Source organism: Microcoleus sp. D2_18a_D3, from assembly GCF_036702455.1.
GTDB lineage: Bacteria > Cyanobacteriota > Cyanobacteriia > Cyanobacteriales > Microcoleaceae > Microcoleus.
Map to the genome: position 1 here is coordinate 76062 of NZ_JAUBTK010000013.1, position 18417 is coordinate 94478.

16 protein-coding genes are annotated in these 18417 nt (G+C 45.7%); 8 read left to right on the forward strand and 8 right to left on the reverse strand.

The genetic code is table 11. The annotated features are described in order from the left end of the window. Window positions 1-5 precede the first annotated feature (5 nt). Both QUB06_RS08875 and QUB06_RS08880 read right to left on the reverse strand, forming a co-directional pair. Window positions 6-365, reverse strand: a complete 360-nt coding sequence (locus QUB06_RS08875) for a transcriptional regulator (RefSeq protein WP_333434989.1) — start codon at window positions 363-365, stop codon at window positions 6-8. Continuing rightward, on the reverse strand, window positions 358-696 hold the full coding sequence (locus QUB06_RS08880; protein ID WP_333434990.1) for a type II toxin-antitoxin system RelE/ParE family toxin: 339 nt from the start codon (window positions 694-696) through the stop codon (window positions 358-360). The genes QUB06_RS08875 and QUB06_RS08880 overlap by 8 nt, the downstream gene beginning before the upstream one ends. A gap of 121 nt (window positions 697-817) precedes the next feature. Between QUB06_RS08880 and typA the strand changes: the two genes are divergently transcribed. The 6 genes from typA to QUB06_RS08910 all read left to right on the forward strand — a co-directional run bounded on the left by typA (window position 818) and on the right by QUB06_RS08910 (window position 7732). Continuing rightward, window positions 818-2608, forward strand: a complete 1791-nt coding sequence (gene typA / locus QUB06_RS08885; RefSeq protein WP_333228704.1) for a translational GTPase TypA — start codon at window positions 818-820, stop codon at window positions 2606-2608. Between the two features lie 415 nt (window positions 2609-3023). Next, window positions 3024-4175, forward strand: a complete 1152-nt coding sequence (locus QUB06_RS08890; RefSeq protein WP_333434991.1) for an AAA family ATPase — start codon at window positions 3024-3026, stop codon at window positions 4173-4175. Continuing rightward, the gene (locus QUB06_RS08895) at window positions 4165-4758 is read left to right on the forward strand and encodes a hypothetical protein (protein WP_333434992.1); all 594 of its coding nucleotides are present in this window, start codon (window positions 4165-4167) and stop codon (window positions 4756-4758) included. The genes QUB06_RS08890 and QUB06_RS08895 overlap by 11 nt, the downstream gene beginning before the upstream one ends. 237 nt (window positions 4759-4995) lie before the next feature. Continuing rightward, a complete protein-coding gene (locus QUB06_RS08900; RefSeq protein ID WP_333029965.1) occupies window positions 4996-5868 on the forward strand; it encodes a ParA family protein in 873 nt (290 codons plus the stop codon). Then, window positions 5865-6311: a hypothetical protein gene (locus QUB06_RS08905; protein WP_333434993.1), complete on the forward strand. Its 447-nt coding sequence runs from the start codon at window positions 5865-5867 to the stop codon at window positions 6309-6311. The genes QUB06_RS08900 and QUB06_RS08905 overlap by 4 nt, the downstream gene beginning before the upstream one ends. Before the next feature lie 152 nt (window positions 6312-6463). Continuing rightward, window positions 6464-7732 carry a DPP IV N-terminal domain-containing protein gene (locus QUB06_RS08910; protein WP_333434994.1) on the forward strand — a complete coding sequence of 423 codons (1269 nt, stop codon included), beginning with the start codon at window positions 6464-6466 and terminating at the stop codon, window positions 7730-7732. A 140-nt stretch (window positions 7733-7872) separates the two neighbouring features. Here the strand turns inward: QUB06_RS08910 and hpsL are convergent, their stop codons facing one another. After that, on the reverse strand, window positions 7873-9537 hold the full coding sequence (hpsL, locus tag QUB06_RS08915; protein ID WP_333434995.1) for a hormogonium polysaccharide biosynthesis protein HpsL: 1665 nt from the start codon (window positions 9535-9537) through the stop codon (window positions 7873-7875). Between the two features lie 485 nt (window positions 9538-10022). Here hpsL and QUB06_RS08920 point away from each other — a divergent pair, with 485 nt between their 5' ends. After that, complete coding sequence (locus QUB06_RS08920; RefSeq protein ID WP_333434996.1) at window positions 10023-10724, forward strand: alpha/beta hydrolase; 702 nt, start codon at window positions 10023-10025, stop codon at window positions 10722-10724. A 322-nt stretch (window positions 10725-11046) separates the two neighbouring features. Here QUB06_RS08920 and QUB06_RS08925 read toward each other — a convergent pair whose 3' ends face one another. The 4 genes from QUB06_RS08925 to QUB06_RS08940 form a co-directional block, all read right to left on the reverse strand. Continuing rightward, entirely contained in the window at window positions 11047-11943 is an 897-nt protein-coding gene (locus tag QUB06_RS08925) for a CoA-binding protein (protein WP_333434997.1), read from the reverse strand. A 72-nt stretch (window positions 11944-12015) separates the two neighbouring features. Then, window positions 12016-13287, reverse strand: coding sequence for an RNA-guided endonuclease IscB (iscB, locus tag QUB06_RS08930; RefSeq protein ID WP_333434998.1), 1272 nt, complete (start codon window positions 13285-13287; stop codon window positions 12016-12018). A 331-nt stretch (window positions 13288-13618) separates the two neighbouring features. Further along, on the reverse strand, window positions 13619-14848 hold the full coding sequence (locus tag QUB06_RS08935; protein WP_333434999.1) for a succinate--CoA ligase subunit beta: 1230 nt from the start codon (window positions 14846-14848) through the stop codon (window positions 13619-13621). Between the two features lie 338 nt (window positions 14849-15186). After that, complete coding sequence (locus QUB06_RS08940) at window positions 15187-16704, reverse strand: glycosyltransferase family 2 protein (protein ID WP_333435000.1); 1518 nt, start codon at window positions 16702-16704, stop codon at window positions 15187-15189. A 246-nt stretch (window positions 16705-16950) separates the two neighbouring features. Here QUB06_RS08940 and ebsA point away from each other — a divergent pair, with 246 nt between their 5' ends. Next, entirely contained in the window at window positions 16951-17325 is a 375-nt protein-coding gene (gene ebsA, locus QUB06_RS08945; RefSeq protein ID WP_333102571.1) for a type IV pilus biogenesis protein EbsA, read from the forward strand. Between the two features lie 347 nt (window positions 17326-17672). Here the strand turns inward: ebsA and QUB06_RS08950 are convergent, their stop codons facing one another. Further along, a complete protein-coding gene (locus QUB06_RS08950) occupies window positions 17673-18104 on the reverse strand; it encodes a hypothetical protein (RefSeq protein ID WP_333435001.1) in 432 nt (143 codons plus the stop codon). Window positions 18105-18417 lie beyond the last annotated feature (313 nt).

The window sequence follows — 18417 nt, forward strand, 5'->3', positions numbered from 1 at the left end:
CCTCATCAAACATTACCAACTTCTGCAAACTCAGCAATATTTGCAGAAATTTGCTCATCTCCTGCATCAACCGCAACCGTTAACTTCAATCCCAAAGCCTTGAGCCAACTAGCCAAACCATAAATTGTCGCAATTCCGTCTCCCGACAACAAAGTATCTAACTTTTCCAAATGCAACTTAGCATCATCAGCAGACATATTTGGTTCGCCCAGAGCCTCAAATACATCTCTCAGCGCTTTTCGCATGATTCTTAATTCCAAATCTCCCTCTTCTTCCTCAAAAATTTCTGTGATGTAAGCAGCAGAAAAATTGGGATCTTTGAGAGATTTGATTTTAAACGGATGGTAAGGGACACTTTTAGGCATTTTCTTGGCTCCTGTATTCTTCCCAATATTTCTTAGCAGTGCGAATATCTTGATCTTGAGTGCTTTTATCTCCACCGCACAGCAAAAGCACAATTATTGCTCCAACTTGTCCAAAATAAACCCGGTAGCCCGGGCCAAAGTCAATTTTCAATTCCGAGACACCTTCGCCAACCGATCGACAATCTCCCAAATTGCCATTGCTAACACGCTCCAGCCTTTTCACAATCTTGGCTTTACCCTTAAAATCGCGGAGAGATTCCAACCACTCATCAAAAGGAACTCTGCCGTCAGGCTGGCTATAACTTTGAATTTCCTTGGGTTGTACTTCCATAATTTCAATTTTAGCGGGTCAGCACTCCAATCTTACAGCCGCGCCCGATCGACCCTTGACTCAATGCGCTACAATTATTAAGAAATCTTTAGTTAGATCCGTTTAACGTTCCAGACGCATTATGAGTCTTCCCATTCGCAACGTCGCCATCATTGCTCACGTCGATCACGGCAAAACCACCCTTGTGGACGCTCTCCTCAGACAGTCCGGGATCTTCCGCGAAGGGGAAGAAATCCCAGATTGCGTCATGGACTCCAACGACATCGAGCGCGAACGTGGCATTACCATCCTTTCCAAAAACACCGCCGTCAGGTACGGAGAAACCCTGATCAACATCGTCGATACCCCCGGACACGCGGACTTCGGCGGAGAAGTCGAACGAGTTCTCGGCATGGTTGACGGCTGTCTGCTGATCGTAGACGCCAACGAAGGCCCGATGCCGCAAACGCGGTTCGTGCTCAAAAAAGCCCTAGAAAAAGGACTGCGCCCGATCGTCTTTGTGAATAAGATCGATCGCGAGCGAGCAGACCCCCACAAAGCCGTCGATAAAGTTTTGGATCTGTTCCTCGAACTAGGTGCTGACGACGATCAGTGCGAATTTCCCTATCTCTTCGGTTCCGGCTTAAGCGGTTACGCCAAAAAACACCTCGAAGACGAAGGGGTAGATATGAAGCCCCTCTTTGAAGAAATCCTCGACCACGTACCACCCCCCGTAGGCGACCCCAACAAGCCACTACAACTGCAAGTAACCACCTTAGATTACTCAGAATACGTCGGTCGGATCGTCATCGGCCGCATCCACAACGGCACGATTAGAATCGGTCAACAAGCAGTCTTAATCACCGAAAGCGGCGCGCTTGTCAAATCAAAAATTACCAAATTGATGGGCTTTGAAGGCCTGAAGCGGATTGATATCCCAGAATCTTCTGCTGGTAATCTTGTCGCCGTTGCTGGTTTTGCTGATGCGTATATTGGCGAGACAATTACTTGTCCGAACGACCCGCAAGCGCTGCCTTTAATCAAGGTAGACGAACCAACTTTGCAGATGACTTTCTCGGTGAACGATTCGCCGTTCTGCGGTCAAGAAGGTAGTTTGGTAACATCGCGTCAAATTCGCGATCGGCTAATGCGAGAACTCCAAACCAACGTCGCCTTGCGCGTCGAAGAAACCGAATCTCCCGACAAATTCCTCGTCTCAGGCCGTGGCGAACTCCACCTCGGAATCCTGATCGAAAATATGCGTCGCGAAGGATACGAATTCCAAGTATCCCAACCGCAAGTAATCTTCCGCGAAGTCGGCGGTCGTCCCTGCGAACCCTTTGAATGTTTGGTGTTAGACGTACCCGAAGAAGCAGTCGGCGGCTGCATCGAACGCCTCGGTCAGCGGAAAGCAGAAATGCAAGATATGCACGTCAGCAGCACCGGTCGCACCCAAATCGAATTTTCAGTCCCCGCTCGCGGTTTGATTGGATTCCGAGGCGAGTTCATGCGCTTGACTCGCGGCGCTGGAATTATGAACCACAGCTTCCTCGACTATCGCCCCCTCGGTGGAGAAATTATCGCCCGTCGCAACGGAGTATTGATTTCCTTTGAAGAAGGAGTTGCAACTACTTATTCACTGAAAAATGCTGAAGACCGTGGCGTATTTTTCATTACCCCCGGAACCAAGGTTTACAGAGGGATGATTATCGGAGAAAACAACCGAGATGAAGACATGGAGCTGAATATTTGCAAGTCGAAGCAGTTGACAAACCACCGCGCATCTGGCGGTGAAGAATTGGCGCAATTGCAAGCACCAGTCGATATGAGTTTGGAACGTGCTTTGGAGTACATCGGCCAGGATGAATTGGTTGAAGTAACACCGAAATCAATTCGCTTGCGGAAGGTTTCTAAGAAGTTGGTGAAACGCTAAAACAACTTGATGGCTGGCAATTTTTTGCCAGCCCTTAATGTCAACTTCAAACTGTATTTAAAGACCATATTAATTATTGTAAATAACAGAGTAATTATGAGGCCACTCTAAATGGGATAAGCAATTAAGCAGATGGAACCATAAAAACCACCGTTGAACTTAACTAAGAATGGGTTAAAGAAGCCTTTCGCTTAACCCATTTCAAGACATAAAAATAACTAATTGGCTTGGCTTTGCAAGTACAAAGTCTTGTGGGAGAACGGATGTATTTATAATCTGCCCTTAAATTGCTCATTAAGTAACCACACAAAATTAATTACATAAAGACTCCTTGCTAGGCAAGGGTTTCAGTAGAAATATTGTGTAATTAATTCTGCACACCTACTTATCTTAACGCTTATCAATAGTAAAAATTATGCTGAAGAGAATTTATGTAAATAATTTTAGGTGCCTGGTCAATTTTGAATTGACAGTAGATAGCTTAAATCTGTTTCTGGGTTCAAATGGATCGGGCAAAACTACCGTTTTCGAGGTTTTAAGAAAACTACAGAAATTTATTTTAGGCGATCAAGCTTCCCAGCAAGATTATAAAGTATCAGATTTGTTTGCAAGCAAGGATTTAACAAGGTGGCAAAAATCAAACATTCAAAAATTTGAATTAGATATTCAAGGAAATGGTGGCATTTATAAATATACCCTAGAGATCGAACATCAAGGAGACTATGCACCTCCTAGAATGCGACTAGAAAGCTTAACTTTTGACGGACAACCTCTGTTTAATTTCTGGGTTGATGCAGGCGATAGAGGTATGCCTGTAGGTCAAGCTAGGCTGTATAATGACGATCCCGATCGCGAAGGTGCTTTCTTGCCGTTCTTTGATTGGTCGCGTTCTGGCATTGGTTTTATTTACGAGAGGCCTGACAATCTAAAGCTTACATGGTTCAAAAAACGGATTTCTAACTTTTTTATTGTACAGATCAATCCTTATATAATGGAATCAGAAAGTCTTAAGGAGGAAAGTTCACCTAACTGGGATATGTCAAATTATGCAGCTTGGTACAGCTATTTATCTCAAGAATCTCAAGGTAAAATATTTAAGTTAACGCTGGAATTACAAAAGATTATCCAAGGATTTGATTCATTTCAAAATTCTAAATCCGGTGATGTTAGGATTTTGTCAGCATCTTTTACCCGTCCCAGCAAGGCTGCTTATAGGCTTAATGAATTATCACATGGTCAAAAAGCTTTAATTGCTCTATACACCTTAATATATTGTTCTCCTGATGATAATTTTACTTTGTGTATTGATGAACCAGAAAATTTCCTAGCTTTACCGGAAATAAAACCTTGGTGGGGTAGGGTGATGGACTATTGTCTGGAAAATCAAGCACAAGTAATGTTAATTTCTCATCACCCCTCATTAATTAATTACTTAGCAAGCAATTCAGGTTACTGGTTTGAACGAAGAGATAATGAAGCTGTCCGCGTGCGGCGAATTACTGATACTGAAGAAGAAGGTTTATCAGTTGCTAAGCTTATAGAACTTGGATGGATTTATGACGAGTAGAGATGATTTACCCGAAGTAACTATTCTCTGTGAAGATATTGACCAAGAACGATTTATCAGACAATATCTGATCTGCTGCGGCTTGGACGATCGCAAAATTAAAGACTTTGGCAATCCTAAAGGGAAAACAATTAAGAATAACAATGCTTTGATACTCAAGCATTATCCAGAGCTGATTAAAAGTTATAGAAGCCGTAAGTACAGAAATATTGCTGTAGTAGTGATGATTGATGCTGATGAAGATAGCTTGGACGATCGAATGCGTTCTTTAAATATAGCATTAGACGAAACAGCAGGTAATTTAAACAAAGATCCGCGACTGCCTAATGAGAAAGTGGCTATTTTTGTGCCAGCCCGAAATATTGAAACGTGGTTTTATTACATTAATAACAATATGGAAGGGCAAGAATGTAATGAAATTACTGATTATAAAGATAAAAAAATGAGTGCAGAAGAGAGGATTGAACTAGCTAAAAGAGCGGCAAAAAAGTTGGCTATAGAAATATGTCCTCAAGGAGTCGATCGCATTGCTTTGCCTTCTCTCCGTTATGCGTGTAGGGAGTTGCAAAGGCTACAGTTGTAAAGAATGAGTTAGTTAATGTGACATGATGTTCTGTTATATCCCCGATTTCTTAAAGCCATCGAGTATCTGGGTTTTCTGTTTCGTTTAAGTTGTTCTACTTAGTTAATGATATAGTATCAAACTTTCCTTTTTATAGAGCAATTGGCACCTAGTGACCCTAATGTGCGATCGCGCGCTGAACAAAGTCACACAATATGTTTTAATTTATATTTGAGCAAAATCCAAACAAAGCCAGCCATGAGTCCTAAATCAATAGCCGTAATCAACTTCAAAGGCGGTGTCGGAAAGACAACCGTCACTTGGAGTCTGGGCAATATTATCTCCCAAGGAACCGACTTAGAAGTCTTGATGTTAGACTTAGATCCGCAAATGTCGCTGACAGAGGCGATCGGACTTAACGAAAATACAGGTCATTTAGATGACAAATTTGGTAAGTGGTACGAAAAATCTCTCAAGCACAGACTTACAATTTACGACGCTTTAGAAGTCTTTAAAAAAGCCGGACAAAACTTTAAATTTCCCGTTGGTTTCGACACCATTTATCAGATTGACGAACAGTTGCATTTTGTCCCTTCAGTTGAAGAATTGTATTGGTTAGATATCGATGGATTTGAGGGAAAAAGTGTTAAAGACTTTATCCGCAGATTCATCGGCAAAATCGCCAACTCTGCCAATCTCCCCAAATACGACTTGATGCTTTTTGACTGTTCGCCTTCCTTCAGTCTCCTCACCTACAGCGTACTCTCTTGCTGCGACTTAATATTAATTCCAGTCAATCCCGATTATTTTGGTTCTAGGGGATTGAGTTTAGTTTTAAACTCGCTTCAGAAACGGATTGAGCCTTATCCGTTTCCTAAGATAGCAGTCTTTATGAATAAAGCTAAAACCTATGGAGGATTGCTGACAAATGAAGTTCAGTTTTACATGAGAGAAGTAAAGAGACTTTGCGATGAGATATCAAAAGATAATAACATAGAAGTTAGATTTTTAGAATCGACGATTCGGGAAAGCGTCGGGCTAAAGCGGGCGATTAATGAGGGAGAACTGCCGCGAGAATTAGTTAGAGAATTTGAAAAACTATGGCGCGAGTGTGAGGAGTATCTGAAATGAGTAAAAAAGAAATTTTGGCTGCTTCCGAACAAGCAAGCGGGGGGTTGGTTGAGGAAATTGGCGAACTTAAGGAAATCTTGCGGGACGTTGCTCGAAAATTAACCCGGCTTGAGACTCAAGTCAAGCGGGGAGTGATTTCTGCTGGCTCAAAAACTTCGGATATTCCCAGGGGTGCTGATGTTAATAAACCTGCTAATTTATCGGCTGCCAATGTTCTAGAAGTTTATGAAGAACTGCGTTTACAAGCTAAGAATGGTAATGAAGAAGAGGTGAGGCAAAAATTGTTGGCCATGAGTGCAACTGACTTGAACTTGATGTGTTGCGAGTTAGGGATGCCACCCAGCAGCAAGAATCCGTCCCGCAAAAAAATGTTCGAGCTAATTATTGGGCGAATTAAACAGAGTTTGAGGCTGTCGAGACATATCGACAGACAAACACTTTAAATGGGGCATTGGGAATGGGGCCTTGCTGCCAATTCGGCATTGGTAATAGTTTGGAGTTAGAATTTGTCATATCCCCCCAGCACTTTAAGAAGTCGGGGATATGAGGAATGAAGACTGTGAAGATTTAAAAGTAAGGAGATGATATTGACAAAATGCGTTTGCATAAATTATTGCGAATTAAGCCGATCGCCCTTATCTCCCTAACACTCTCAATCACCTTGTTTTTGAGCCGGCAAAGCCCTCCGACCACCGCAGCCCAAAAACCAAGGATACTAGCGTTTACCGCTCTCCAGAGCCGCGGCAGCGAGTTCAGAAACAGTTTATTTGCCCTCAATGCTAACGGTTCCTCCCGCCGCGAACTTGCCCCAAACATAGATGTTAGCTATACCCTAGTTTGGTCGCCCAACGGCCAGCGACTGGCTTTCGTTAGCGGATACACTGACATCTATACAGTCAATGCTGACGGTTCTCAACTAACTAAACAGTTTGCTGGGGATGCTTGCAAAGCAGCTAATTTTGAAATAGCTTGGTTTTCCAACAGCCAGAAACTTCTTTTTGCCCGTTATTGCAACGGTTTTACCTCTGATACTCCCGGCAGTCAGTCACTTTATATAAGCGACACTTCTGGCATTAAAGGAACTAAAGTAGTTCGGAATTTGGAAGTAGGAGGGGAGCCACCTAAAACAGAAATTTCATCGGAATTTTACATTTCACCCGACGGCCAGCAGGTAGCATTTGTCAAGGATAGAAATATCTACAAAATGAATGCCGACGGTTCGGAAATGACCAAACTAACTAAAATTGCCGGCGAATATGTATCCGGCGGAAGTGAACTTGTTTGGTCGCCAGATGGCACAAAAATTGCTTTCCTGTTCGGCGCTTATCCGAAACAGCAAATTTACACAATTAATGCCGATGGAACCCACATCAAAAATTTGACAAACAACCCGCAAAATGAGGTTTACAACGTCAAACTATTTTGGTCGCCCGACAGCAGCCGCATTGCTTACTATTACAATAAACCCGGCGATTCATCAGGCGAACAGCAAGATATTTACCTGCTCGACATTAACCGGGGGACAGCCAAGAACCTCACCCAAAAGCCTAGAAACTACGACGAAATTTCGTGGTCGCCGGATGGCAAATTTATTGCTTTCGTCGCCGGAGAGTTCAACAATCAAAAACTCTACACAATCAATGCTGACGGGAACCAGCTAAATCAACTAGCTACCCGGCTAAAACCGTCGGGAATTTCTCAATTAGCTTGGTCTTCTGACAGCCAGCAAATGGCTTTTATATATAATGAAACCGAAGGCGACAAAAGCAACTTGTATGTAATTAATCGGGACGGTTCGGGATTGACTAAAGTGACAAACGACAAAGATTTGAATGCTAGCAATCCGGTTTGGCAACCGCAGTAAAATTAAGAGCAAAAATATGCTGTAGGGGTGGTTTTAGCACAGATCAACCCAGAAGGGCGGGCTATCTTTGCATCGCCTTGGAGCGAAAGCGGGTTACTGAACAAGAAAGAATCCACCAAACTCAACACTCAAAACTCTTCTCAAATTGGGGAAGATGCAATAATTTTTTTCTCATTTAATCGCTGGTGAACTTGCAATTCATTTGACTCAAATTCCTGCTGTTTTTCATCCTGCACCTGTTTATCAATTTTGGGCAACTTTAAAATCGCCCCAGCTAAAACCCAATAATACACGGACACTGGATCTACATCCAGCGGATAGTATTGAGTATTGATCGTAATAAATGCAACAAACACCCAAAAACTAGCTCCGTAACTCCGCAAACTTTTGTCCTTGACAGATCGGTAAGCTCTAAAAGTGAGAAAAGCTAAGTGTAAAAGCATGATCTGAAAACTAATCATTCCCGGATAACCGAGTTCGTAGATCAACTTAGGTTGGAAAGTTTCAATTAGCTGCGTGGCACCAAATATTCGCGTTGAATTAGTTGCTCGTCCCACACCTCTACCGAGAGGTTTGTCAATGATAAAATTGTGGCTCTGCTCGAACTGATTAAAGAGAAACTGCTGGGGCGGTGCAGCATTCCAGCGACTAACAAAACTCTCCCACCGCTGCTCGACAATTCCCGGGTTAATAGCTGCACCGACAAACAGCAGAATCGCCAGTCCTGCACCGATGGGAATAAATCGTTTTAAATTAACTAATTGACCGGTGAGAACTAGGAGGATTGCTGTAGCAAGGGGAACCATAACTAAAGCAGCTCTTTGACCGGAAATAACTGCATTGGCAAATACTAATGCCATGCCAAATAAACCGATAACTCGCCACCAGAATGAAGGATCGCAAAAGGCCGAGGCAAAGGTTAAAAAAGCATTAGAAATTAAAAACCACGCCCACTGCCAAGGCGCGACAAAAGTTCCCGGCAAGCGGACAAACTTGACTTCTGGACTGAACACCAAGGAACCGCCGACAAAACATCTAGCTTCCAGCGTTGCTTTATATAATTCTGCTCCGATCATGCCTCTGGTTCCCGCACACTTTCCACTTTGCAGCAACAGGTACTGAATCAAACCGAGAAGGCAGCAAACGATCGCCAAAACGATGTGCATTCGACTAAAAAATACCAAATCCTTCTTGGTGCGGAGCAGATAATAGGTACAAGCAATCAGCGGTATGTAACCTATCAATACTTTTAAGCCGAGAATTCCTTGCAGAATTGGTTTGTCGCCCCCCCTAGGGTTGAGCTGCATCTCCCCGTTGACAAAAATTAAAGTCAGCATTGCCATCATCAACAGGATGCTGAAGGTAGAAAGCATTTGTTTGGGAATGAACAGGGGCAACTGTTTCTTTTTGCAGCTTTGAATTAGGGCGATGAGAGCTGGTATGTAGAAAGCATCTTTGGCTATTTGAAATGCAGCATTCCCGCCGCCAATTGCGTAGGTAATTGTACCGCTGAAAGGCAGGTAAATTAGAAAAGTCCACAAAGCTTGACGGGGGTATTTGTAGGAAAGCAGCAAGATGGCTGCGGCTGCGCCTCCTGCAATAGCAATCTTAGGGCCGGCTACGAAAAACAGGGGAATGCTGAGAGCAACGGTGACTAAGCAGCTTATGGCGATCGCCTGCACCAATTCATTGCGCTTTTCTGAAATTTTGCGTTTTTGTGCAGCGACTTCTTTTTTGCTTAGCGCTGTTGTTTTTTCGCTGTGCTTGTGTTTGGATTTCTTGGATTTGCCCTGGGTTTTCAACATATAGCAGAAGGAAGAAGGAAGTTCGGCAACGGATTCTGTAACGGATGTCAGGAAGAAGGAAGAGGGAAGAGGAAGAGGAAGAGGGAAGAGGAAGAAGGAAGAAGGAGGGAAGAAGGAAGAGGGATTTAGTTGCCTAAGAGACAAAGAAGAAGCAATCGAGTCCTTATGTTTGTGCAATTAAGAACGTCCTCCCGTCAGGGCGGTTCCTATAATTTTTATAAGGCACTTATGTAGAAGGCGGAAGACACTCTGATATAGAAGACTGGAGATTTAGAAGGTAGAAGGCAGAAGGAATAGAAGCGAACAGATTTCGGCAGATGTGGTAACTTATTTTTCAAGTCAAGATCGAGAAAAAGTCTCGGTCGAGATTGTGGGTGTGACGCGGGCACAAATTACACGGGCGACCTTGTAGAATATAACTGCTGCATCTATAATGTACAAAAATGTACAAATCTCGAAAAAATAATTTTAATCTAGCGGTGAATATGAAATTAACAAAATTTGTATCGATCGGCATTGCCCTACTTTTAGGAGCAAGCGGGAGCATATTATCTAGCAGCAGTAGAGCATTAGGGGCCGAAAAAGTTGTCCTCACATTTGGCCCGATCAGACAAGGCATCAATGTCAGCGACTTAGAAGAATTTGCTAAAAACGGCACGACGACGCCAACCCTCCAACAAATTATCCGGTTCTCCAAAATGGACGCGCAAATGCTGCGGGGGTTCATGGGTTTAGAAATTGGTTTAAAGCCTGCTAATCTGGCGAGGGTAGTTTACAGCACCCCTGGAGAAAAAATCACTGACGACATCGGTCAAGCAATTCGGACTCAGCGCCGCACAGAAAGCGGGAAAGCTTTGCGGGCAGCGGTGATCCTGGCTGCCGGGGACGACGGTAAGGTATCGCTGCTGGAAATCCTGAAAAAGTATCCTCTCAACGAGGTTTACGTAGATGTTGCCAGCCTTCGCACCACTGTTGGGAAAGTTCAGAGTATAGCCGGAACTCTGCGAAGCCTGCTTGAAGATGTGACGCGATCGACAACTCGCACAACTGAAACAACTCCCACCGAAAGTCCGATCGAACCTCGCCGCAGCGTGCAGCCAACAACTCCGCCTCCAGCGTCGCGCCGCGCCGCCCCCTTGCCAGCACGCGCACCGCAGCCGGTGACGCCTGTCAGAGGGCTTTGGTAAAAAAATCATAAAAATGTCCTAAAGGCGGGTTGAAGCGGCTGTTGTGGCATTCTGCAGACACTTTTGATATCCAATCCCTTAGCATCGGAATAGTAAATCCGAGTTCACTGTTGACTGTTGACTGTTGACTGTTGACTGTTGACTGTTGACTGTTGACTGTTGACTGTTGACTGTTGACTGTTGACTGTTCACGGCGTCAACAGTCAACCGTCAACATCATGTATGAGTGTAACCGGAAATGATATGAGAGCAAACCCGCCCCCGCCCTACCCCTATCCCAACCCTCAAGAGGGTTAGGACTTTTGTGGAAACTCCAAAGCAATCAATTTTTCTTGAGCAATTTTTTGAGTAACTTAGGAATCTCTGAAGGTCGAGCCGCCACAGGTATGTCCGCCTCTTCAAAGGCAGCCATTTTGTTTGGGGCCGAAACTCCAAAGGCTTTCTGGGCAGCCGCGCGAGAACTGATCAGGATGCCGGCGTGGCCCAAAGATGGCCCCTTGGGAGCGTAGTGGCCGGCCAGATAAGCAACCACGGGTTTGTCGATCGCCGAGGCGATGTAAGAAGCAGCAGCTTGTTCACTCCACCCGCCAACTTCTCCCACCAAAACTATCGCTTCGGTACTGTCGTCTTCGTCCAAAATTTGCAGCCACTGCATAAAAGAAGAACCAACAATCGCGTCGCAGCCAATACAAACCGCCATCGACTGTCCCAATCCAGCCTCCGTCAGTTCTAGGGCAACTTCGTAAGTCAAAGTGCTGCTGCGGCTGATCACTCCCACCGGGCCGGGAGTGTAGAATTCCTTGGGGTGAGTTCCCAGCAGCAGTTTGTCGGGTACAATTATCCCCGGACTGTTGGGCCCGATTACCAAAGTTTCGGTGGCCTCTGCTTTTCTGACTAAGCGCACCATATCCAGAGGAGGCACTCCCCCAGTGACGATCGCGATTTGCCGAATTCCTCCCGCGATCGCTTCTAGAGCCGCATCCAGCACCGAGTAAGCGTCTACAAAAATTACCGCAGTGTCAACGTGACCCACTGCAGCCACTGCTTGTTCTACCAAATCAAAAATCGGAATTCCCTCCACTTCCAGCCCCCCCCGACCGGGACTGACACCGGCGACTACATTGGTGCCGTATGCTTTCATCATCAGGGCTGCGCGGGTTGACGCGGGAGATTCTGTAATGCCCTGTACTAGGACTTTGCTTTCTGGAGTTAAATTCATCTTTCTTCCCCCTTGGAGACTCCCGCTGTACCTGTACCCAGGTCAGCGGCGAGAGGAAAAGGGGGGCAAGGTTTATGCTGCATACGAATAACCATCTTTTTTGTGAATAATTGAACAATATTTGTGGCTAATTCCTGACACTAATTCTGAGGCGGAAATATTGAATGAGCCACTGGTTCTTACGGCAACACGCCCAACGTATGTACCATTTTTTTTGCCAGAGGTTACAATCGCTTTGACAATATCTCCCGTTTGAAAACCTTTAACAAACTTAAACCGGGGAACATAGCGATATGGAAAGCCGAATTTGCCAGTGCGGCACATTTGACGTGTCCCGTGACCAGTTGCTTTGATCGATAGTGGCTTGCTTGTTAAAATCTTCAATGACTCAACCTTTCCGACACAAGCTGCATCTAGCCAATGAGTTTTAGGTAAATTTAATTGAATGCGGTTGAACTTCGTTAAGCCACCACTACCTGTAGAAACAGGCAAGCCAGTTGTACGGAGTCGATTAAATAATGTCCAACGAGTTGAGTTAACGGCTGCTGCGTCTTTTAACGGACGTTTTGCTTGAGATAGAATCCGCTTCAAAATCTCTGGCTTTTTAGACAAGAATTGCTCAACATCTTGAGTACCTTTCTTTTTGTTGCAAGCATCGCAAGCAAGGCAAAGATTAGAAATGCGATTAGCTCCGCCTTTGGCTTTTGGATGAATGTGCTCGACTTGTAATGGTGTATTTATTTCACCACAGTAAGCGCATTTTCTCTCCCATTTGTTCAACAAATACTCGCGGATCTCATAGCCATGCAAAACGCCTTGTTGGTACTCGATTCCAGAGATTTCTGGGTTTTCTAATTGCTGTAAGTCAAATCGCACAAGCTCTTGAGCGATAGAAGCAATGGGGGCGAGTTTCATCAATCTAGTTACCCATGTTAGGGTTGTTTCGACACGATGTTGCAAACTTGGTGCTAACCAACCTTTAGGGCGAGTCCTGTTTGAGAATCTAGCCCGACGATAGCGGGTATGGCGATTTCTCCTGCCTCTACGCAATGAACGGCGAGACTCCAGACTGGCTTTAATAGCTTGTCCTCGGTGAGTTAGCTCTGCACCAAAGATTACGTTTTCTTCTTGTATTAACGCAATTCCAGTAGTTCGAGAGCCAGGATCTATTTTGAGAGTGATTGGTTTTTGCGGTACTGTTACCTCTACTTTCAAAATTAGCGTAAATGGATACCCTTTGAAGACAGCAGCTTTGCCATTAGTTAGCAATTTACGTGCCAATCCGGGGCGGATTGGATTGAGCGGTCGTTTTTTGGTATCAAGTACAAAAACCAAATTAGACATTTAAGTCCTCCCTTACGGGGTAATGTTTGCTTCGTCAATGTTTAAGGTCGGTAACTATCTTAAAAGCACTGGCTTAACCCTTACACCTGTTTAACTTTTAAGTTCTAGAGCGGAAGACTAGCACGCATCTTCCGGTAGGTACTTCAACACTTACCTTAAACGTAGTGGGCGGACCACTTAGACTGGTCAACTAGGCTCTTTCTGTGCCCGCGCTGTCTCGGTACTCCGAGCAGCGCCGGGTGATTGACTTTTTCCCACTTGACACTCGATCTGTAAAAAGCAGAAGGCCTTCATGTGTACAGAAATCTCATTTTTTGCCGATCGACTGCCGCTACTTGACGGAGGATACAGAAGCGGCCGCGGCCTCATCCAAAGTGCTAGCTAGCTGCACCGGCAACTGTCCCAAACGCTTTTTAACAGCATCAGCATCGAGCTCTACCAGCCTCAGCACAACCTGGATGTGGCGGTTAGCGCGAGCTTTCCGTTCCAAATAGCCGGCTACTGCAGCGATTATTTCCTCGGTCTTGGAGGCGCTGCCCAAAATATTTACAAGTATCACCTTAACGCTTTTATCCTGAGCGACTAACTCAAGACCCAACTCCGTGCGATCGCGCAGGGCATTTGCTGCATAGTAGCGGTCTAGGGAACCAATATTCACAAAATTAGCTGGTTTTCCTCCTTGGTGGGTTACAGCATCTAAAGTTGCCATTGTCAGGCCCACTCCGTTGCACAAAATCGCGATATTCCCGTCTAGTTCGATTAATTGCAGGGATTCGGAATTCGAGATTGAAGATTTAGATTTGGGGTCAAACTCCGGCGACTGCTGAACCTTGGACTGGGAATGGGAGCGATCGCCCCCAGCATGGGGACTTCTTCTTTCCCGTGCCAACCCGCTGCTTTGCTTCTTTCCCGATAGTGCGGCCAAATCTGGATGCCGCCCCAAGGCATCGTCGTTGGCGGTGACTTTACCATCTAAAGCCATTACCTCTCCCGTCGGACTGATGCCGAGAGGATTGATTTCTACTAGATCTAAATCTTTTTCGACAAACAGCCGGTACATTTTTTCGACTATGGTGCTCACCGATTGAATCAAGTCTCCCTGCAATCCCATTTTCAGCGCGAGACGCCTCGCGTAGAATGGGGAAAATTCTTGATCTACGGCAACTTGCTGCATTTGCTCGATCGACCCTTCGACATCCATACCTCCTTGGCTCGAACCCAGAAGCACCGGGCGGCGTGCTACGGGGTCTAGGAGTACCGCTAAATACAATTCTTGGTCGGCGTTGTACTTTGCTTCTGCCAGCAGGACTTGGGGATATTCATCCTCGATCGGCAAATTAAAAATTGTTTGAGCGGCAGCTACTGCATCGATCGTATTTTCCACAAACTTGATACCGCCCGCCCGGCCCCGTCCCCCAGCCCGCACTTGCGATTTGAGTACAACGGGGTAAGGAATTTTCAGTCCTTTGAGGTCGGCGGGATTGTCAATGCGCTGCGACGGCAAAATCGGAATTGCCATCTGGCGAAATAAAGATTTAGCTTGGTACTCTAACAAATCCATTTATCAATTACGGGTGACGGGTAGTTGGCAACAAGCAATTCGTCCTAATTGGCAATTCATAATTAATAGATAGTAATTGGTTTTTTGTCAAGTTAAAAGTTAAAAATTCTCGCTTTTATCTTTTAATTTTAGACTTTTGTATGGCCGATTACTTATTCGCTATTACCGCTCGCCGATTACCTATTACCTAAGCTGTTTCAAAGTGTTTTTTTCTCGGACTTGCCCAATTTTACTCTTAGGCTCTGGCGGGGAGATATTTGGCGAGCGTTGGTGTTTTTTTGTCTCGGAAAATCTTCGGACGTTCGGCCATACTGTGCCGAGATATTTCTGCGAATTGTTTACTTGATGCTATTAACAGCGCCTTGATGGACGGTTTTGACCCATTTAAGCCGCTTGGGCCGTACCGCAATCCGAGCCGTCACAGTCCCTACCAGCAGCCAGTGGAACATATACACAGTACCCCGCAGCGTTTGCAGCAAGGTGAGAAAAACTCTTTTAACGTCAAATTTGGTTTCTTTGCGAGTGCGGCGCAAACCGACAAACATTCCCACCACCGACAATGTAAGGGTCATAAAAGTTATGGGACTGGCGATCGGCATCCGGCGCAGCGCAATTGACATCACAAAGTCGGGTAGGGCTACTGTGGGTAAGAAATATTGAGATACCCAAAATCCAAATAAATCCCAAGTTTTCCCAGTTCCCATGCGGTTCCGCAAAATTAGCCGCCAGTAGTCAAGATAACGCTGATAGCCACCTTCTGCCCAGCGATTGCGCTGATGCCACAGAGCGCGAGCGTTAGTGACTCCTTCTTCTGACACGGCTGGGAAAGCGAGAAATTCAATGTCCCATCGGTCTAGGTGCAGCCTCACCGTCAAATCTAGGTCGTCGGTAATCGTCTCCTCGTTCCAGCCGCCGCAGCTTTCCAAGGCGGTGCGGCGCATGAATTGGCCGTTACCGCGCAATTCTCCAATGCCGCCGATCGCAATCCGCTGCTGCTGGAAAAAACTGTCGAGAGCCATTTCTGCTTCTTGGCCACGAGTCCAAAAATTTACCGAAGCATTGGCGATGGCTTTTCTGACTTGCACAGCCCCTACCTTTTCTCCATCGAACACTGGCAGCACCCGGCGCAGCAAATCCGGCGTTACCGTCGCGTCGGCGTCAAATATTCCCACAAATTCCCCGCGAGTCAGCGGTAACACTTGATTCAGTGCTCCCGACTTCCCGCCGCTGGCATTTGCTCCTCTGCGAAATACTTTGAGCTGGGGGTACTTTTTGGTTAGCTGTTCCAATACTAGCGGCGTGGCGTCGCTGCTGTGATCGTCGATCGCCCAAACTTCGTAGCGGTCGATCGGATAATCTACATTGCAGATGGATTCTACGAATCGGGCAATCACCGCTTCCTCATTTTTCGCTGCCACCAGCAGCGACACGTAAGGCCAATCCTCTCGACTTTCATCGGCAAGAGGCGGCAGTGCGGGCTTGGGCGAAGCGAACAAAACTCGAAATGCTTGCATCCACAGCAGTCCCGTCAACCCCCACACTACCCACGCACCCCAAGAAATCAAGTGCAGGGCGATCGTGCCAGCCCAAATCGCAGTCAGCACTGCGGCGGCTTTTCCGCGGCGTCCCCGGTACAGATTTTGAGGAAAGGAGGGAGTTCCCGGCACAGACACCGCAACCGGGAGCTCTGCTTTTGTTTCCGCGTCAAACACCCTGTCGCCAATGTCTGGTATAGCAAATACTTTGCTGAGCTTCGAGTGCGAGGTCAAACTCTTGAGCTCTTCTTGAGCTAAATCAGAGATGTCCAAGTTAAGCTCGCTGCGAGCGTCGTTTTCTGGCCAAGAACTCTCCTGCATAGGTTACTTGATTCAACCACCAATAGTTTTTGATTTTAGATATAAGCATCTACTGTATCAGTTTCTGGGCTTTTGTCGAAAGCGGACGGGAGGACAACCAGCGGGTTAGGTGCTTGTACGGCCTTGGTAAACGGGTACTGCATAGAGTATTTGGGTTGACTTTTGCTTGCGATCGACCGGGAATATCTGCTAGTTTTTTCAGGGGATCTAAACTATCTGTTAGTAATAATTGTCTGAGGTGGAAATATGTCTATTCCTCAACTCAAGCCAGCCGATGACAAAGAAGTGAAAGTCTACGCGCCTTTCTGTCAAGAGCCCAGGCGCAAGTTTTTACCGCACGCTATTGCCCTCTACAAGCTCAAAAGCTTGGAGGGGGCAAGAAAAATTGACGGCGGGGAGAGCGTGCCGTTTGTCGCTAGTTGGAATATCTCGTCGCTGCCGATCGACTTAACCCGCTGTCGGGTGTTGTTTGACGGCAATGCTGAACTCAGCTACGAAGTGACTATGCAAAGCTCTGAGTTTGTTAGTTGCTTAATTGAGGTTCTCCTAACTTTTCAGCGAACTCGTACCGTCGATTTTTCTAAAACGTTTTACCGCAAGCTGATGCGAATGGATGAATAACTTTCACCGCAGCCGCACTCCCGAAAGTCGGCAATTGACAATCAAGCAATTTAATCCGGGGCCCCCGGATTGATTCGTGGATCGAGAAAAAAGCTCCTTGCTCCCGATCGCCAGCCCCCGGATTTATCAGTGGGGTTGCTTTCTTCAATCTAAAATCTAAAATCTAAAATCTAAAATCGATTGACGGGCGGTATAACTGGCGCACCAATAGTGTAACGTCACGGGAACGGCAACATTACATGATGGGTGCGCCAGTCCTATTTGAGAAGTGGAAATAGTAAGGGAGTTGTTGGATCATTCTCAATAATCTTTGGGGATCAGCACTTATCCCCATTCCTAAAGTAAATCTACAGCAGTTTTCTGTTGAGCGTGATACAGATTTCGCGTAGGGATTCAGACAAAGCCTGAGTCCCTACCTGTATTTCATCCAATTGAAAACTGCTGTATTTGTTGTGGGACAAGCCCAAAAGCCTGTTTCGGATATTGGTGCTGTGCGAGTACGCGCGAGCGAAGCTATCGCCGTGAGGCGAATCGCGCCGTCCGATTTCGTTCAAATTTTGCGACTCGGTAGCTGAGAGGAAAGCGCTGTAGATCCGCCCAAGGAAAATTAATCTACAGCCCTTGACGGCGATCGGGCCTAGCATCGCAATCAGCCTTCGGGCTGCCGAAATTCCAGCCAACGCCGCCCGACAATTTATGTATTGAGAAGCTAGAAGCCCGATTCTAAGCAGCTTATTGCTCGCAGTGCCACCGCTCAGTTTTAACGCGGGCGATCGCACTAATAATTAATAACTAATAATACATATAGCCTTTCTCAGTAACATGAGGTGCTCTCGCGGGCATAGGGCATAGGGCATAGGGCATCAGTTGCGATCGGTGTGTACCTCATTTTATTGAGAACCGCTATATCGATTTTCAATTCTATGCAAAACTGCCTATGCAAGCACCGTGTTCTCTTCCTATACAATCCTCTATTTAGCCACTAAAAAAACTATCTTCAACCCTCTAAGTAGGCTATTAAGGTAAGGTAAACCATTTTTACCGTGTTATTTTTACTCGATAAAATTTGAGGTTAATATCTAAGGTACGCAA

Excerpts from the sequence above, each read along its gene's own strand:
- QUB06_RS08875 (WP_333434989.1), bottom strand. The coding sequence starts at position 365 with ATGCCTAAAAGTGTCCCTTACCATCCGTTTAAAATCAAATCTCTCAAA.
- QUB06_RS08880 (WP_333434990.1), bottom strand. The coding sequence starts at position 696 with ATGGAAGTACAACCCAAGGAAATTCAAAGTTATAGCCAGCCTGACGGC.
- typA (WP_333228704.1), top strand. The coding sequence starts at position 818 with ATGAGTCTTCCCATTCGCAACGTCGCCATCATTGCTCACGTCGATCAC.
- QUB06_RS08890 (WP_333434991.1), top strand. The coding sequence starts at position 3,024 with ATGCTGAAGAGAATTTATGTAAATAATTTTAGGTGCCTGGTCAATTTT.
- QUB06_RS08895 (WP_333434992.1), top strand. The coding sequence starts at position 4,165 with ATGACGAGTAGAGATGATTTACCCGAAGTAACTATTCTCTGTGAAGAT.
- QUB06_RS08900 (WP_333029965.1), top strand. The coding sequence starts at position 4,996 with ATGAGTCCTAAATCAATAGCCGTAATCAACTTCAAAGGCGGTGTCGGA.
- QUB06_RS08905 (WP_333434993.1), top strand. The coding sequence starts at position 5,865 with ATGAGTAAAAAAGAAATTTTGGCTGCTTCCGAACAAGCAAGCGGGGGG.
- QUB06_RS08910 (WP_333434994.1), top strand. The coding sequence starts at position 6,464 with ATGCGTTTGCATAAATTATTGCGAATTAAGCCGATCGCCCTTATCTCC.
- hpsL (WP_333434995.1), bottom strand. The coding sequence starts at position 9,537 with ATGTTGAAAACCCAGGGCAAATCCAAGAAATCCAAACACAAGCACAGC.
- QUB06_RS08920 (WP_333434996.1), top strand. The coding sequence starts at position 10,023 with ATGAAATTAACAAAATTTGTATCGATCGGCATTGCCCTACTTTTAGGA.
- QUB06_RS08925 (WP_333434997.1), bottom strand. The coding sequence starts at position 11,943 with ATGAATTTAACTCCAGAAAGCAAAGTCCTAGTACAGGGCATTACAGAA.
- iscB (WP_333434998.1), bottom strand. The coding sequence starts at position 13,287 with ATGTCTAATTTGGTTTTTGTACTTGATACCAAAAAACGACCGCTCAAT.
- QUB06_RS08935 (WP_333434999.1), bottom strand. The coding sequence starts at position 14,848 with ATGGATTTGTTAGAGTACCAAGCTAAATCTTTATTTCGCCAGATGGCA.
- QUB06_RS08940 (WP_333435000.1), bottom strand. The coding sequence starts at position 16,704 with ATGCAGGAGAGTTCTTGGCCAGAAAACGACGCTCGCAGCGAGCTTAAC.
- ebsA (WP_333102571.1), top strand. The coding sequence starts at position 16,951 with ATGTCTATTCCTCAACTCAAGCCAGCCGATGACAAAGAAGTGAAAGTC.